The sequence below is a fragment of the Algoriphagus lutimaris genome (assembly GCF_017051705.1).
In the GTDB taxonomy this organism is placed as follows: Bacteria; Bacteroidota; Bacteroidia; order Cytophagales; family Cyclobacteriaceae; genus Algoriphagus; species Algoriphagus lutimaris.
In genome coordinates, this window is record NZ_JAFIDJ010000001.1 from 156,354 (window position 1) to 171,206 (window position 14,853).

Consider the following 14,853-nt stretch of genomic DNA (forward strand, 5'->3'; position numbering starts at 1 on the left):
ATTTCACTAGAATTGGGAGTTTAAATCAAGAATTTTCAATTAGAATCAATTCATTTCAAACCCAAATTTTTCGCCTTTTTTGAGCATAATGGTAGTTTCTGATCCATTATAGATAAGGGTAATGGTTTGATTGATTCCTGAAACTAATGAAAGCATGACGATTTCCCCATTCGCCCAAGTCATATCTACAGTAATATTTCCACGGGCTTTGATACCTCTTACAGTCCCATCCGACCAGGCTTTAGGCAAGGCTGGAAGAAGACGGATAATGCCACTTTCATGTGATTGAATTAGCATTTCTGCCACACCTGCAGTATATCCGAAATTCCCGTCAATTTGGAAAGGAGGATGTCCATCAAATAGATTGATGTAGAGTGAATTGGTGATTAATTTCTGAATATGTTCATGGGCCATTTCTCCATCAAGTAATCTTGCAGAAAAATTGATCAGCCATGCCCTGGACCAGCCAGTTCCTGCTCCACCATTGGCCAATCGAAACTCCAATGTTTTCCTTACTGCATCAAAAGCTTCTGGAGTATCACTTTTTGTGATGGAGTTGCCAGGATGAAAAGCATAGAGGTGTGACATATGTCTATGCCCTTTTTCAGGTTCTTCATAGGGTTGGTCCCATTCTAGAATTCTCCCGTCTTCTCCTATCTGTACTCCAGGTCGTAGTATCGTTAATTGCTCAGCGATTTTATTTCTAAGGCGAGATTCCGAATTTAATATTGTAGCTGCCTGCAAGAAAGAAGTAAACACATCGGCAATAATTTGTTGATCCATTGCAGCTCCCATGGTTGTGGCAACCGATTCTCCTTTGGAATTAATGAATTGATTTTCCGGAGAAGTGGAGGGTGAGGAAACCAATGTGTTTTCACCTGGGTAATTGACCAGCCAATCTGAATAAAATGCAGCTACTTCAGAAATAGCCGGGAACCCCCGGTCGGCTAAAAATCTTAAATCTCTGGTAAATAAATAGTGATCCCAATAATGCCTTGCCATCCAGCCACCGGCGCCGACCCAACCTCCCCAATATGCAGTAGCGGCCCGCATAAATGGCACTTGCCATAAATCCGTAGCATGGGGTAAAAAGGATCCTCGCATGTCAAAATTGGTTTGGGCTACCTTTCTTCCATTGTAAATAGCTCCGTCGATGAAGTCAAAAAGTGGCTGGTTTAACTTGCTCAAGTTGGTGACATCTGCCAGCCAATAATTCATTTGCAAGTTGATATTGAGATGATAATCTGCATTCCATGGTGCATTGATATGTTGATTCCAGATCCCTTGTAGATTGGCTGGATTAGAGCCAGGTCTACTAGAAGAAATCAGCAAATACCTCCCATAATCAAATAGTAATTTTTCCAAATACAGATCAGTGGCTCCTTCTTTTACACGCTTTATTCGGATATCAGTGGGTATTTCATTGATGGAATTGTTGCCCAAGGTTAATTCCATATTGTCAAACCATTCTTGATAATCCTCTATATGTTGGGCAAGGCTTTGTTCCCAAGACTTGCCTTTGATGACCTCAATAGATCTTTCTGCAGCAGATTCATAATTTTTATTATAAAAACTTGTAACGGTGACCAGTTTCAAGAGTACTTCCTTTGTTCCATTTAGATCTAAGTAATCCTTTTCGGTTAGGATTTTATCCTCTTCCGATTCTGCAATTAATAAGGTTCTGAATTTTACACCCTCCAATATTGGGTAAGGTTTGGAATCGATTTGCCCTTTTCTTTGGGTGGCCATTCCTACCATTTCAAGCATATTGGGAGCTAGTGTAGATGATTCAGCAGTAGTAAAGTCTTCATCTTCAGGTCTACTTAGCCTGATTTTACCTGTAAAACCTGCCGGATGATCCGTATGTAGTCGGATAAGTATGGCGTCATCAGGCATGCTGGCAATGACCTCTTCCGTGACTTTATATCCTTCGCTTTTAAAAGTAGTGGTGGTAGTTGCAGTATTGAGATCCAATTTCCTTTTGTAATCGCTGATTTGTTGGAAATTAAAATCAAGCCAAAGGTCTCCTAAGGTTTGGTGGGATCTAGTGATCCCTTTTCTAGAAAATGCAGCTACCAGCAAGGAATCCGCTTTTTTATTGTCTCCCTCCAATAAATAAGCTCTCACCTGATCCAAGTCTTTTCTTCTTCCTTCTGCCAATCCCCAATCATCCCGAGAACCTGACCACATAGAATCTTCATTGAGTTGGATTCTTTCCATGGAGGGCTTTCCAAATACCATGGCTCCTAGGCGGCCATTACCTACAGGTAATGCTTCTTCCCATACTTCAGCTGGTTGGGTGTACCATAGAATTGATTTTTGGGAAAAACTTAGTGTGTAAAAGCAAAAAAATGCAGCTATAAAGGTGACTAGGCGTTTCATATATTTTGGGTTTGGATTTAAGATTACAAAAAAACCCATTCTACCACCAATAGAATTTGATTAAAAATCATTCTTATTGGAAGAAAATTTACTGTGAAACTAGAAACTCTTTAAATTCTGGGGTGTTAAAATTGCTCATCCCTTGTTGGTAAAAAACAATTTTTCCTTCTGGGTTGACCACTAAGGTAGTTGGAATCGCCTCACTCTGTAAACTAGGGTTTAGGCCAAAACTAGCATGAGCGGAAGGGAAGCTCCAAGATTTGCTTTCGATTAATTTCCTGCTTTTCTCAATATCATTGTCCACGCCGATCATCAAAAATTCAATATTTGGCTCATTTTTTACCGACTTATAGAGCTCAGAAATATGAGGCATTTCAGCCCGACATGGGCCACACCAAGAAGCCCAAATATTGATAAAAAGAGTTTTCCCTTTATAATCCTCTAGGTTGATTCTGTTGCCTTCAAAATCCATAAATTGACCTCGATAATCAAATGTTTCTTCAGTAAGGTCAGGGACTTCAATATTCGGTTTGATCAGACCAGTAGATAGAAGTACAGATTGTATTCCTCCTATAATAACTGGGAGTAATCCAGTAAAATAGAGAAAGGCCACTATTGCACCCATCACAGCCCAACTTTTTATTTCTTTTTTCCAATCCATTGCTTAGGGAATACGAGATTTGATATGAGTAGTTTGGTTAATTTTAATATTCAAAATTACTTCCACATTTCCAGTCGTTTAGTGACATCGGATACAATTCTTTCTTTTTGTCTCAAAAAGGAGGCTTAACTTGTGGTTTGAATTAGGACTGACATACCATTTTATATGAATTACGAGATTAAAATTGCCGCTGAACTCAGTATCAGACCAGAACAGGTCAAAGCTACTATTGGCTTGCTAGATGAAGGTGGAACGGTACCATTTATTTCCCGATATAGAAAAGAGGCTACTGGAACCCTTGATGAAGTCCAGGTAGCAGGAATTCGAGATAGGGTGTTACAATTGAGGGAGTTGGATAAGAGGAAAGAGGCAGTATTGAAATCTATTGAGGAGCAAGGGAAATTGACGCCGGAATTAAAGGCTAAAGTTCAGGATGCCGAAACTATGGCCAAGTTGGAAGATATTTACCTTCCTTTCAAACCCAAAAGAAGAACCAAAGCAACGATTGCGAAGGAAAAAGGGTTGGAACCATTGGCTGAATTGATTTTTTCTCAGGAGTCTATCCAACTCGAATCTGAGGCAGAGAACTTTGTAGACCAAGAAAAGGAAGTCGCAACTGTAGAGGAGGCCTTACAAGGAGCCAGGGATATCATGGCTGAATGGATTAATGAAAATGCCGAGTTGAGACAAAAGATGCGAAAGCTTTTCTTGGAACATGGTGTGTTTACTTCAAAAGTGATTCCTGGAAAAGAGCAGGAAGCTATCAAGTATAAGGATTACTTCGATTGGTCTGAACCCATACATTCTGCACCATCCCATCGTGTTTTAGCAATGAGAAGAGGGGAAAAGGAGCTGTTCCTGATGTTGGATGCTGTCCCTGATGAGGCTTTGGCTATAACTCAAATGGAAAAGATGATTTTGGCGGATGAAGCCAATACTTCCATGGACCAAGTGAAAATGGCAGTAAAAGACAGTTATAAAAGACTGTTGAAGCCAAGTATGGAAACTGAAATCCGACTTTTGACAAAGAAGAAAGCGGATGAGGAAGCCATCAAGGTATTTACTGAGAACTTGAAGCAACTGTTGTTGGGTGCACCACTTGGCCAAAAGTCAGTAATGGCCATAGATCCTGGATTCAGAACGGGTTGTAAATTGGTTTGCCTAGGCCCCCAAGGACAATTTTTACATTATGAGGCGATTTATCTGCATGAACCACAACGCAGAACTGCAGAAGCAGGAATGAGTATCAAAGGTTTGGTAGAAAAGTATTCCATTCAAGCCATTGCCATTGGAAATGGAACTGCTGGTAGAGAAACGGAGACCTTCGTAAAAGGTTTGGGGCTACCAACATCAGTGATTGTCACCATGGTCAATGAAGCAGGAGCTTCTATCTATTCTGCATCAGATGTAGCCAGAGAAGAATTTCCGGATTTGGATTTGACAGTAAGAGGGGCTGTTTCTATCGGTAGGAGGTTGATGGATCCTTTGGCAGAATTGGTAAAAATAGATCCAAAATCCATTGGTGTAGGACAATACCAGCATGATGTAGATCAGAATGCCCTAAAACATGCTTTGGATGATACCGTGATGTCGGCAGTGAATGGAGTAGGAGTGGAAGTGAACACTGCTTCCAAACAATTGCTGACTTATGTCTCTGGTTTAGGTCCTGTGTTGGCGCAAAATATCATTGAATTTAGAAATGAAAATGGTCCGTTTAAGAGCCGGACTCAATTGAAAAAAGTACCAAGGTTAGGTGATAAAGCCTATGAGCAAGCCGCTGGATTTCTTCGGATTTCAGAAGCTAAACATCCATTAGATAGATCGGCAGTTCACCCGGAGAGATATGATTTGGTAGAAAAAATGGCTAAAGATGTCAATGCCTCTGTCTCAGACTTAATGAGTTCGGAAGATTTACGTTCCAAAATTATCTTGAAAAACTACGTGTCTGAGACGGTTGGGTTACCTACACTTCAAGATATCTTGGAAGAATTGGCTAAACCTGGAAGAGATCCTAGAGAGACCTTTGAAGTCTTTGCCTTTGAGGAATCAGTAAATAGTATTGGAGATTTGAAGACAGGGATGAAGTTGCCAGGTGTGGTGACCAATATAACGGCATTCGGAGCTTTTGTGGATGTAGGAGTTCATCAGGATGGATTGGTTCACTTAAGTCATTTGGCAGATCGATTTGTGAAAGATCCCAATGAAATTGTTACGGTAAATCAGAAGGTCATGGTAACGGTGATGGAGGTGGATATTCCAAGAAAAAGAATTGGGCTGAGCATGAAATCCGATCCTTTTGCAGAAAGAGGAAAAAAAGTGGAGAAAAGCCAACACAGACCCAAAAGGAAAGAGGAGGAAGGGACCATGGCAGAAAAATTGGCTATGTTGAAAAAACAGTTTGGTAAATAAAAAACAAATCCCCGGACCATGGCTCGGGGATTTGTTTTTTATTTGAATAATTCAGCGGCGATTTCAAGCGATCTATGTCTTTTTTCGGGATCATAAATATTGCAACTGATCATTAATTCATCTACTTGAACTTGATCGAAAAAGCTTTCGAACTGAGGCTTTAGACTTTCTTTTGTTCCAATGAAGGTACATGCCATCATATTTTGAATGGCAGCAGCTTCAGGTTCAGTCCAGATTCCTTCCATGCTTTTTACAGGTTTCTTAAGAGGGTAAGAAGTGCCTCTGATGACACCGAGGGCAGTTTGGAAAAAGGAAGTTGCCAAGTAATGTGCCGCGGCTTCAGAATCAGCAGCAATGACATTTACGCAAGAGATGAAATAGGGCGTTTTTTGTTGTTCGGAAGGCTGGAAATTCTCTCTGTAGTATCTAGATGCCTGAATTAAATACCCGGGGGCAAAATGGCTGGCAAAAGCATAAGGTAATCCCTTTTGAGAAGCTAAAACGGCGGAACTCATGCTGGAACCCAATAAATAAAAGGGAACATTCAGTCCTTCTGACGGGAAAGCCCTAACTTTGGAATCAAGGTTGTCTTCAGAAAAATACTGTTGTAGATCATCTAGATCATTAGGGAATTCTTGTACAGATTCGTGACGCCCCCTTCTTAATGCTGTTGCGGTAGTTTGATCGGTACCAGGTGCTCTTCCTAATCCCAAATCAATCCTATTGGGAAACAAAGTGGCTAAGGTTCCAAATTGTTCGGCGATAATCAAAGGGCTGTGATTCGGAAGCATGATTCCCCCAGACCCAAGACGGATTTTTTTGGTGCCTTGAGCCAAATATCCTATTAATATTTGAGGAGCGGAACTGCCGACATAGGCCATGTTATGATGCTCGGCTAACCACATACGGGTATAACCCAACTCTTCGGCCTTTTGTGCTAAAGCCAAACTTCTAGCATAGGCATCTGATGCGTCAAATCCTTCTCGAAGAATAGAAAGGTCAAGTAAAGAATAGGGGATTGTCATTTAAAATTTTTCAATTGGTGCTGGTCTGAAATACCATCAGACACGTTAACTAATTGAAATGATCCTCGAAAAGTTTCTTCACCCATAAATTAATGTTGATTTCCGGTTGATTTTTATTAGGACTTTAGGAGTTCAGGATAAAAACAAAAGGCTCAACTTAAGTTGATCCCAATGGTATTAAATGGTGTCTTGCTCTCTACGGCGGTCCCCACCACTATTCATCATATCGTTGTAATCATTCATGTCCATCCCTTTGCTAAATCTTCGGATATTAAATGAGAAAGTAACCATGAAATATCTTTGGAGGACATTATTCTGAACATCTTCAATGTATACATCCGTTACGTTTCTTCTCACACTGGTATTTTGACCAAGCATGTCATATACATTCAGTGAAATTTCTCCTCTTTGATTATTGAATACTTTTTTTCCTATACTCATATTCATGAGTAAAAAGTTATTGTCAAAGCCTTCAGAAAGTCCAGAATTGATTTGATGGTTCAGGTCCATTCGATAGACAAAACCCTCCCAAATGATCCAACTGAAATTCAATCTGGTTCGTTGGTTGAAGTATTTGTTGTTCAAATTGGAGTTCAAGGTATTTTCGACATTGTTGAAAGACATCCTGGTAGAAATATTGAAGTCCACCTGATCGCTGATATTACTGCTCAAAGAGATACCAGTACTTAGCCTGGTAGAGTTATTGAAACTCAACACATCATTTACTTGACCAGGTCTTTTATTGTAGCTAAAGCCTCCGTTGATATTTAAATTGGACTTGATAAAGCCTACAGGCATCCCATAACTTACCCAAGATCTGAAATCCTGAAAACCATCCAGGTTCACGGGTCTAAATAATTGAGATCCTTTTTCCAAGATGATTCCACCTGGAAGTTCTGTGGTTTCATCTGCTATGTAGGAACTATTGGCAATGGAGTTTTCCACTAATCTTGATTGTGCAAAAACAAACCAGGATTTATCGGTATCCGGGTTCCTGCTTCTAAATCTTAATCTAATTCGGTTGGAGTAAGATTGGTCCAAATTAGGATTACCCGTTCTCAATTGAAGTGGGTTGGAATTATCGATTACACCTTGCAGTTGTTGAACGGAAGGGGCATCGGTATTGGTATCATAGTCCAACTCCATGTTGGTATTGTCCGAGAATTTGTAATCAAATCGAACGGTCGGCAAGAAACTTACAAATGTTCTCTGTAAGTCAAATGGGGCAGGGAAAAATTGATCGTTTTGTAGTTTTGCATGTTGATATTCTCCTTCTATTTGTATTTGAACTTTTTCTTTTCTGAATTGATATCCAAGTTCTGTTTCTTGTCTAAGGTATTTACTTTCAAAACTATTACTCAAAGCGGTATCCAACTCGAGATCCAAACCAGACAAATCTTCATTTAGAATGTCGAACGTAAGTTGATCAGAATCATCTGCACGGTTTCCGATTTCATATTCAATTTCCATCATCCCATGCTTTCCTATTGGTTCGGTGTATGAGATTCCCGTTTGCCAATTCGTACCGGTTCTATCTCTTGAAATTTGCTGGTTGATAATCTCTGTTCTTTCCGTAGGTTGGAAATAAAGGTTTTCTGCCCTCCTAAATGCCAGGTCCTCATTCCAATGGTATCCTGCATTTGCTCTCAAGGTAAGTGATCTGCCTTCTTTGTCGAACTTATGTCCGTAATAGAGTCTGTTGTCTATATCGAAATCATCATTATCTGCGGTTCGGATATTTTCGGTCTGATTAAGAGGGCCATCTGTATTGACCGACTCTCCTAAGAAATAGGAGTTTTCCCGATCATTGGCAGCAGAAAATCTTGGACGATAAACAATTCTGTTTTTTTCATCAATATTATATTCCAAGCGCATGTCAAAACGATGTTCCTGATTGGTTCTGGTATTTCGGCTGTTTTCAGTATAGGTTTGACCATCATTTGCATCGGTGACATATTCTCTAAAAAGAGAAGAAATCCCATTGTTTTCTCTATTTCTATAAAGGTAACTTCCGCTAACCTTAATTTTTTCACCCCAAAGGTCTGAGTAATTAAGCCCAAGAATATTGGTTTTTATAATCCCGTTTTGCGGCCTATTATTTCCTTGCGCATTGGGATCTGAGGAGAAATTCTGAACGTTGATGTTATTGCTTAAACCCGTAAAAGTAATTCTTTGGTCTTCATTAAAGGCATTGATACTTGCCCCAAGTAAATAACGATCGTCTGTACCATACCCGGTCGAAACTTTTCCAAACTGGCCTTTTCTTCTATTCGGTTTGGTAACGATATTGATTGTCTTTAAACGTTCCCCATCATCAAAACCACTGAGTTGTGCCTTTTCGCTTTTTTGGTCAAAAATCTCTATTCCTTGAATTACTTCCGCAGGTAAATTTTGAAGAGCCGTTTGTACATCTCCTCCAAAGAAAGGTTTGCCATCTACTAAAATCTGTGCAATGGATTCTCCTTGAGCTTGCAAGGCACCATCAATCATGGCTACTCCGGGTAATTTTTCTACCAAGGATTGAGCACTTGCATCTTTCATGGTTTTAAATGCATCCGCATTAAACAGGGTGGTATCGCTTTTTTGTGTGCCCGTAGATCTTCTTGCAGTAATCGTCACTTCTCCAAGTTCAGTGGCGGTCTCTCGCAATAAAAGATTTCCCAAATCAAGGTCTTTAGAGATCTGTATGGTCCTAAATAAATCTTGGTATCCCAAGTACTGGACTTTGAGAAGGTATTCTCCATCCTTAACTTCTTCAATATCAAAATTTCCGTCCAGGTCAGAAATCATTCCGTCTATTTGGGTAGAATCTGAAAATGTTAAAAGAAGAATTGTGGCATTGGGAATACTTTGTTGAGATTCAGCATCGATGATTTTACCTTTCACAGAATAGGTTTGTGCAAAGGCGCAGTAAATAGCTCCAATTAAAAATAATAGAGTTAAATATAATTTCATGTAGTTGGTTTTGGAAATCTTGCTTTTACTAGGCTAACAAGAGTAGTTTCAATAGGTTTAGATTCACTTCAAAGAACGACCTTAAAGAGAGAATTTGATATGTAATATTGTCTAAGCGGTCAAATGAGTTATTAAGCAGTTATTTTGGAAAGGAGATTTGAGAGGAAATATTTGGTATTATGGTCTGATAATGAAATAATTGCATTGGATTGACAGTTTTTGTCGGAATTAAATGTTTATTTTTAGATCATTTGAATGTTTATAAAAGTAACATTTGTAAATTAGCTGATGTTAAATCACAGTGTTATGGAAAATCAAGATAAAATCAGCATTACTTCAAAAACCTTGGCATCAGGAAATCGTCAAGTGAAATTTTTTATTGAGGATGAGGAAAGACCTCAGTATGGTTATTTATTGATGACAGAGCCCAAATCGGTAGGAGAGATAATTGAGGAAATTAAACTTCGTATGGAGAGAAGAAAATCAGCCGCCTTAAATATGAATCCATTTTTTCCTTTGCAGCCTACGCAAGATGATCACAATTTTTACTTATTCTCAGCATGAGCTTCCTTTCTTCTAACCTGAAATTTTTGCGTAAACAAAAGGGGATTACGCAGAATGAGCTGGCAGAAAAACTAGCAGTACAGCGTACCATGATTTCTGCTTATGAAGATGGAAGGTCTGAGCCAAAACTTCAAACTTTGAAGTTACTCAGTGGAATTTTGGAAGTGGGGTTGGAAGAATTGTTGGAGCATGATATTGAAACGAAAGGAAGGAAAGTGCTTCAGAAGAGAGGGATTAATATCTTAACCATCGCGACCAATGATGAAAAAGAGAATATTACCATGGTCCCACAAAAGGCTTCTGCTGGCTATCTCAATGGGTATTCTGATCCGGAATATATGGAAAGCTTACCCCAGTTTAACCTTCCAAATCTTTCCCAAAACGTTACTTACCGTGCCTTCGAATTGGCAGGAGATAGCATGCTTCCTTTGATACCAGGTACCATTGTGATTGGAGCTTATGTAGATCAGCTCAAAGACATAAAGAGTGGAAAGACCTATGTATTGGTTACTGCTACGGAAGGGGTGGTCTATAAGCGAGTGTTTAATTATTTAAATGAGAACGGGAAGCTTTTTTTAGTATCAGATAATGATCATTATAAACCCTTTGAGATCCGGGGAGAGGACGTGTTAGAAGCATGGGAGTCAAAGGCATTTATCAGTACTGATTTTCCAAATCCAGGGGATAAAAAGAAACCCATTACTTTAGAAGATCTAGGTGAAATGATTCAGGATATCCAAGCAGATTTAAGAAACATCAAGGGTTGATCCGCTGTAATGAAACATTAGTGGTTGTTCCCAGTGTAGGGAAGGATATGGTGCCTATCCAACTTCCCCCTGCATTGGAGGTGTTAAGTATTAACTTACCACTGATCTGTACTAAGGAATTATAATAATCTGCAGTCAATTGGGTGCCTGAAATGGTGCCATTTCCTTCCCCAACTTCCACGTCGTATATATTGTATTCCAAAAACTCAATAGAATCATCGTATTGGTTAAAGACTAGGGTACTTGTATTTCCTTGAGGATCGGATAAAAGCCAGAATCCTGATATATCATCTACATAAACCTCCGTGGAGGTGGCATTGCTTGGCTCTTCCAATGAATTGTCTTGAGTTGTCGTGGAATTTTCTTCTGGGATTTGGGCTGGAGGAGAATCTTTCTCTGTAGATTGGCTGAGTCCATTGGTCAATTCAGTATTCTCTTCAAAATCATCGTAAATAGGATCTTCTTCCGGCAAACTCAATAACTGAATCAAAACGATAAGGCCTACTAATCCACCAAGGAACCAGAGGTAATTTTTAGCGAACCAACTTTTCTGTTTAGTAGGTCTAGATGTAATAGGAGTAGGTTTGGTCGGTTGGGGTTTGGGTTCGATGATTTTGCTCAGAGCAGCCACCAATTGATCGCAATCATATTTCCATCTGGAACTGCTGATCTCCTGGGCGTGTCTCCGAGTCAAGCCTTGAAGGTCTTCAGGTAATTGATCCGCTGTGGGCATAACCGCTCCGTTGACCAATACCGGAATGACCCGTATATCTCTTTTTAAAGCGGCAGAGATCTCAATTCTAATAAAATCTCCCTCATTAAAAATCCGTGGATTTCCTTCGGTATCTTTAATGTTGAGCCAATGCGGACCGATCATCGCAATCAGCACCTTACAAGAATTTAGTGCTTTTTCTATAGCTTGAATAAAATCCAACCCAGCTTCTAGGGTTTCTACATCTAAAAACACACTGTCTTCACCATAAATCTCTTGAAGATGATCTACTAATCTTCCTGCTTCTCCAGAAGCATCCTGACGGCGATAGCTTACGAAAATTTTATTGTCAGCCATAAAAAAAAGTCCCTGGTTATCAGGGACTAATTTAATAAAAAATAGGATGTAAGGAAGGGTTGTTTGTACTGTTATCCTTCCAATAAATCACTAAATATTTCTTTGATTTTGCTTACGACATCATTGGACGGGTCAATGTTAACCACCCCTTTTCCTAATTCATGCCATAAACCATCTCCGCATTCAATGTATGCTCCACGTTTATTTCCAGGATTTTCTTTAGCTATTTCATAGTTATAATCAGGCGTGAAGATCAATTTCATCAGTTGGACAGTATACTCCCAATTGATGTTTCGCTCTTCATTTCCTTCCACAAAAATTACTTCCCTATCGGAAAATCGGATCGTGATAGAACAATCTTGGATTTTTTCTGAAGTGACTTGCCGATAATGAATGGTAAGTGGAGCCTCTTTTTTAGTAGTTTCATAAATAGCCTGAATGATATCCTGACCAAAAACCATCCAGTCATCTTGATCTGCAGGGATTTTCACTTTTCCTTGAACACCAGATTCGGTCAGTTTTAGAATAATTCCTCCTTCTTCCAAGCTTTTACCAGACCACTTTGTCTCCGAGAGTTTGTTTTGAATGGCCTTGATCCAGGTTTTATTCAGAGGACCTTCATAGGAGAAATCATCTTGGGCAGTAAATCCTTCATCGAAGATTTCTGCCTCACTGATTTCATCCCTATCTGTATAATGTAAGTCTAATTTACAGCTTAAATCACCTTTGCTCCAGTCAAGAGAAATTCTATATACATGACTATATGGGGGTGGGATTATTCCGGAATCAAACTCTATTTCTAATCCTGTAAGTTCTTCTTGTTTGGGCATGATAAAATTTGCTTTGCGCAAAAGTAATTTTTTTCACTGAAATAGAAGTTATTTGTACGGTTAAACGCAACATATGGAATCAATATCAGAGCACATCGCCTCAGAGATTTACGATAAATCTTATGCGATAATTGATGATTTTATTAGTGAAGAATTAAGGGCTTCCCTTTTAAAGGAACAGTCAGAGCTGTTGGAAGCAGGAAAATTTAGGATTGCTGCAGTTGGGAAGGGTGAAAAAAAGCAAGTAAGAACAGAGATCAGAAATGACCAGGTTCTGTGGATTGATCCAGATAATCTAAACCAGTTTGAGCAACAATACTGGTCTAAAGTAGATGAAATCAGAAAGGCTATTAACCAAAGGTGTTACCTGGGACTGAGGTCATTTGAAGCGCATTTTGCGAGATATCCCATTGGGTCATTTTATGTAAGACATATGGATCAGTTTCAACAAGTACTTTATCGTTTGGTGACAGTAATCATTTATTTGAATGATTCATGGGAACCAGAAGATGAAGGAATGTTGAGAATGTACTTGCCTCAAGAGGATGGTTCAGAAAAGACCTTAGATATACTGCCCAAGGGAGGAAGGTTAGTAGTTTTTATGAGTGGAGAGATTCCTCATGAAGTAATGCCTACTAAAAAAGAACGAATCAGTATTACTGGTTGGCTACGGGATATTGATTAACGTAATTTTATTTTGACTGTGACAGGTTTGTCTTTGACTTTAAAAGATGCTTTGCTGAAACTTGGAGGTCCAAATAATAGAGATGGATTATTTGAGAAACCAAATTTATCCAAAGGGTATCCAATTTGGTTTTTCTTAATCTCTCCATCCATATCCTCGTCGTGAAAAACAGAAAATGCGTATTCCCCAGGATCAATATCTTTTAAAACTATTTCGGCCTTTTTGTTCACCACAGGAAGGCTTAACTTTTTTATAGCCTTGTTTATTTCTGAAGGAAAACCATCTTTTTTGTTAAATAAAAGTACCTGAACCACTCCTTCATTGACCTCGGTTTCTTCAATTATTAAATATATCTCTCCTTTTGGAGAAGGGAGAAAAGAGGAAAATGAAATAAATAGAGCTAAAAGCAAGTTCATTTTATTGATTGAATGGTTTTTGGTCTGTTAATCTTACCCGTTGTTGTACGGATAAACTCAGGAATTAGCTGAATTTCTTTTGGGATTTCATATTTATGAAGGATTTCTTTTAACTCCTCCCGCAAACTTTCTGCCTTCTCTGCTTCCGTATCCAAAGTTTCAATAATTAAAATCAATTTTTGTCCCAACTTTTCGTCTGGTGAGCCATAAAAGAAATAGGATTGATTAGGAAAAAAGTTTTGGATACTACTTTCAATTTTTGCTTCCAAAACCTCAGGATGAAATTTGATTCCTCCGGAGTTAATCGCAAAATCGGCTCTTCCTAACCATGAAAATCGGTTGTCGTCATGCAATTCCACCAAATCGTTGGTCTGAATGGTTTGATAATTACTCATAGCAGATGTTATCCAAAGTGCTCCTCTAGAATCCTGTCCTATTTTCACTCCAGGCAAGGCCTTATAAATCATGTCTCCTTCTCCAAATGTCGCGATGGCAACATGGGAAACGGTTTCAGTCATCCCATAGGTCTGGAATGCATTCAATTTCTCCTTCAAGATGGAGGATCTGAGCTTTTTTGAAACGGGAGCTCCTCCGATAATTAGGTGTTCTAAAGACTTTAACTCCTCAAGATTTGTAGATAAACTTTCTTCCACTTGAATGGGAACCATGGCTACAAATTTTGGAAAAAAGTGTTTAGGAAGGCTGGAAAGTGGTTTCGAACTTGGTTCAACGACTAAGATAGGGCAATTCCAAACTATAGCCCGGACCAGCATCATTTTACCCGCGATGTATTGGGTATTCATACAACAAAGCATTTCTGTCCCAGCAGTTATGCCAAAAAAGGATTGAGTGGCAGTAGCACTTGCAGTCATTTGAGAGCGTAGGACCTGGATAGGTTTGGGAGTGCCTGTAGATCCTGAAGTTTGCAATTCAAAAGATTCTTGGCCTGTCAACCATTCCTTACAAAATGTGAAGGCAGGGATGGCAAAATTCGGTAAATCAGAAGGGGTATGTATGAAATCTTCTTTGGAAGAATACCTATTTGTTCCAATAATCAATTCAAACATAGAGAAACAGGTCTTAGATTGAT

At 39.2% G+C, this 14,853-nt stretch carries 12 protein-coding genes; 4 read left to right on the forward strand and 8 right to left on the reverse strand.

Annotated elements, in window-relative coordinates:
• Positions 1-45 precede the first annotated feature (45 nt).
• Complete coding sequence (locus tag JYB62_RS00655) at positions 46-2,382, reverse strand: glycoside hydrolase family 95 protein (RefSeq protein ID WP_205643525.1); 2,337 nt, start codon at positions 2,380-2,382, stop codon at positions 46-48.
• Positions 2,383-2,470: 88 nt separating this feature from the next.
• Positions 2,471-3,043 carry a TlpA family protein disulfide reductase gene (locus JYB62_RS00660; protein WP_205643526.1) on the reverse strand — a complete coding sequence of 191 codons (573 nt, stop codon included), beginning with the start codon at positions 3,041-3,043 and terminating at the stop codon, positions 2,471-2,473.
• 165 nt (positions 3,044-3,208) lie between these two features.
• Here JYB62_RS00660 and JYB62_RS00665 point away from each other — a divergent pair, with 165 nt between their 5' ends.
• Positions 3,209-5,452, forward strand: coding sequence for a Tex family protein (locus JYB62_RS00665; RefSeq protein ID WP_205643527.1), 2,244 nt, complete (start codon positions 3,209-3,211; stop codon positions 5,450-5,452).
• 38 nt (positions 5,453-5,490) lie between these two features.
• Here JYB62_RS00665 and JYB62_RS00670 read toward each other — a convergent pair whose 3' ends face one another.
• Both JYB62_RS00670 and JYB62_RS00675 read right to left on the reverse strand, forming a co-directional pair.
• A complete protein-coding gene (locus tag JYB62_RS00670; RefSeq protein ID WP_205643528.1) occupies positions 5,491-6,477 on the reverse strand; it encodes an LLM class flavin-dependent oxidoreductase in 987 nt (328 codons plus the stop codon).
• Positions 6,478-6,654: 177 nt separating this feature from the next.
• A complete protein-coding gene (locus tag JYB62_RS00675; RefSeq protein WP_205643529.1) occupies positions 6,655-9,432 on the reverse strand; it encodes an outer membrane beta-barrel protein in 2,778 nt (925 codons plus the stop codon).
• 306 nt (positions 9,433-9,738) lie between these two features.
• On the opposite strand from JYB62_RS00675, the gene JYB62_RS00680 reads away from it, so the two are divergent.
• Both JYB62_RS00680 and JYB62_RS00685 read left to right on the forward strand, forming a co-directional pair.
• Positions 9,739-9,996, forward strand: a complete 258-nt coding sequence (locus tag JYB62_RS00680) for a hypothetical protein (RefSeq protein ID WP_205643530.1) — start codon at positions 9,739-9,741, stop codon at positions 9,994-9,996.
• Positions 9,993-10,763 carry an XRE family transcriptional regulator gene (locus JYB62_RS00685; RefSeq protein WP_205643531.1) on the forward strand — a complete coding sequence of 257 codons (771 nt, stop codon included), beginning with the start codon at positions 9,993-9,995 and terminating at the stop codon, positions 10,761-10,763. Before JYB62_RS00680 ends, JYB62_RS00685 begins: the two co-directional genes overlap by 4 nt.
• Here JYB62_RS00685 and JYB62_RS00690 read toward each other — a convergent pair.
• Positions 10,753-11,832, reverse strand: a complete 1,080-nt coding sequence (locus tag JYB62_RS00690; RefSeq protein WP_205643532.1) for a toll/interleukin-1 receptor domain-containing protein — start codon at positions 11,830-11,832, stop codon at positions 10,753-10,755. The genes JYB62_RS00685 and JYB62_RS00690 overlap by 11 nt on opposite strands.
• Before the next feature lie 71 nt (positions 11,833-11,903).
• Positions 11,904-12,662 (reverse strand): hypothetical protein, encoded by a 759-nt coding sequence (locus tag JYB62_RS00695; RefSeq protein WP_205643533.1) that lies wholly within the window; start codon positions 12,660-12,662, stop codon positions 11,904-11,906.
• Positions 12,663-12,735: 73 nt separating this feature from the next.
• Between JYB62_RS00695 and JYB62_RS00700 the strand changes: the two genes are divergently transcribed.
• The gene (locus tag JYB62_RS00700; protein ID WP_205643534.1) at positions 12,736-13,347 is read left to right on the forward strand and encodes a 2OG-Fe(II) oxygenase; all 612 of its coding nucleotides are present in this window, start codon (positions 12,736-12,738) and stop codon (positions 13,345-13,347) included.
• Here JYB62_RS00700 and JYB62_RS00705 read toward each other — a convergent pair.
• Together JYB62_RS00705 and JYB62_RS00710 are read right to left on the reverse strand one after the other, a co-directional pair.
• Positions 13,344-13,763, reverse strand: coding sequence for a DUF2141 domain-containing protein (locus tag JYB62_RS00705; protein ID WP_205643535.1), 420 nt, complete (start codon positions 13,761-13,763; stop codon positions 13,344-13,346). The genes JYB62_RS00700 and JYB62_RS00705 overlap by 4 nt on opposite strands.
• Positions 13,760-14,830, reverse strand: a complete 1,071-nt coding sequence (locus JYB62_RS00710) for an AMP-binding protein (protein WP_205643536.1) — start codon at positions 14,828-14,830, stop codon at positions 13,760-13,762. Before JYB62_RS00710 ends, JYB62_RS00705 begins: the two co-directional genes overlap by 4 nt.
• Positions 14,831-14,853: the final 23 nt, after the last annotated feature.

What these genes read in the sequence shown, in the direction of transcription:
- JYB62_RS00655 (WP_205643525.1), bottom strand. Translation starts at nt 2,382, where the DNA reads ATGAAACGCCTAGTCACCTTTATAGCTGCATTTTTTTGCTTTTACACA.
- JYB62_RS00660 (WP_205643526.1), bottom strand. Translation starts at nt 3,043, where the DNA reads ATGGATTGGAAAAAAGAAATAAAAAGTTGGGCTGTGATGGGTGCAATA.
- JYB62_RS00665 (WP_205643527.1), top strand. Translation starts at nt 3,209, where the DNA reads ATGAATTACGAGATTAAAATTGCCGCTGAACTCAGTATCAGACCAGAA.
- JYB62_RS00670 (WP_205643528.1), bottom strand. Translation starts at nt 6,477, where the DNA reads ATGACAATCCCCTATTCTTTACTTGACCTTTCTATTCTTCGAGAAGGA.
- JYB62_RS00675 (WP_205643529.1), bottom strand. Translation starts at nt 9,432, where the DNA reads ATGAAATTATATTTAACTCTATTATTTTTAATTGGAGCTATTTACTGC.
- JYB62_RS00680 (WP_205643530.1), top strand. Translation starts at nt 9,739, where the DNA reads ATGGAAAATCAAGATAAAATCAGCATTACTTCAAAAACCTTGGCATCA.
- JYB62_RS00685 (WP_205643531.1), top strand. Translation starts at nt 9,993, where the DNA reads ATGAGCTTCCTTTCTTCTAACCTGAAATTTTTGCGTAAACAAAAGGGG.
- JYB62_RS00690 (WP_205643532.1), bottom strand. Translation starts at nt 11,832, where the DNA reads ATGGCTGACAATAAAATTTTCGTAAGCTATCGCCGTCAGGATGCTTCT.
- JYB62_RS00695 (WP_205643533.1), bottom strand. Translation starts at nt 12,662, where the DNA reads ATGCCCAAACAAGAAGAACTTACAGGATTAGAAATAGAGTTTGATTCC.
- JYB62_RS00700 (WP_205643534.1), top strand. Translation starts at nt 12,736, where the DNA reads ATGGAATCAATATCAGAGCACATCGCCTCAGAGATTTACGATAAATCT.
- JYB62_RS00705 (WP_205643535.1), bottom strand. Translation starts at nt 13,763, where the DNA reads ATGAACTTGCTTTTAGCTCTATTTATTTCATTTTCCTCTTTTCTCCCT.
- JYB62_RS00710 (WP_205643536.1), bottom strand. Translation starts at nt 14,830, where the DNA reads ATGTTTGAATTGATTATTGGAACAAATAGGTATTCTTCCAAAGAAGAT.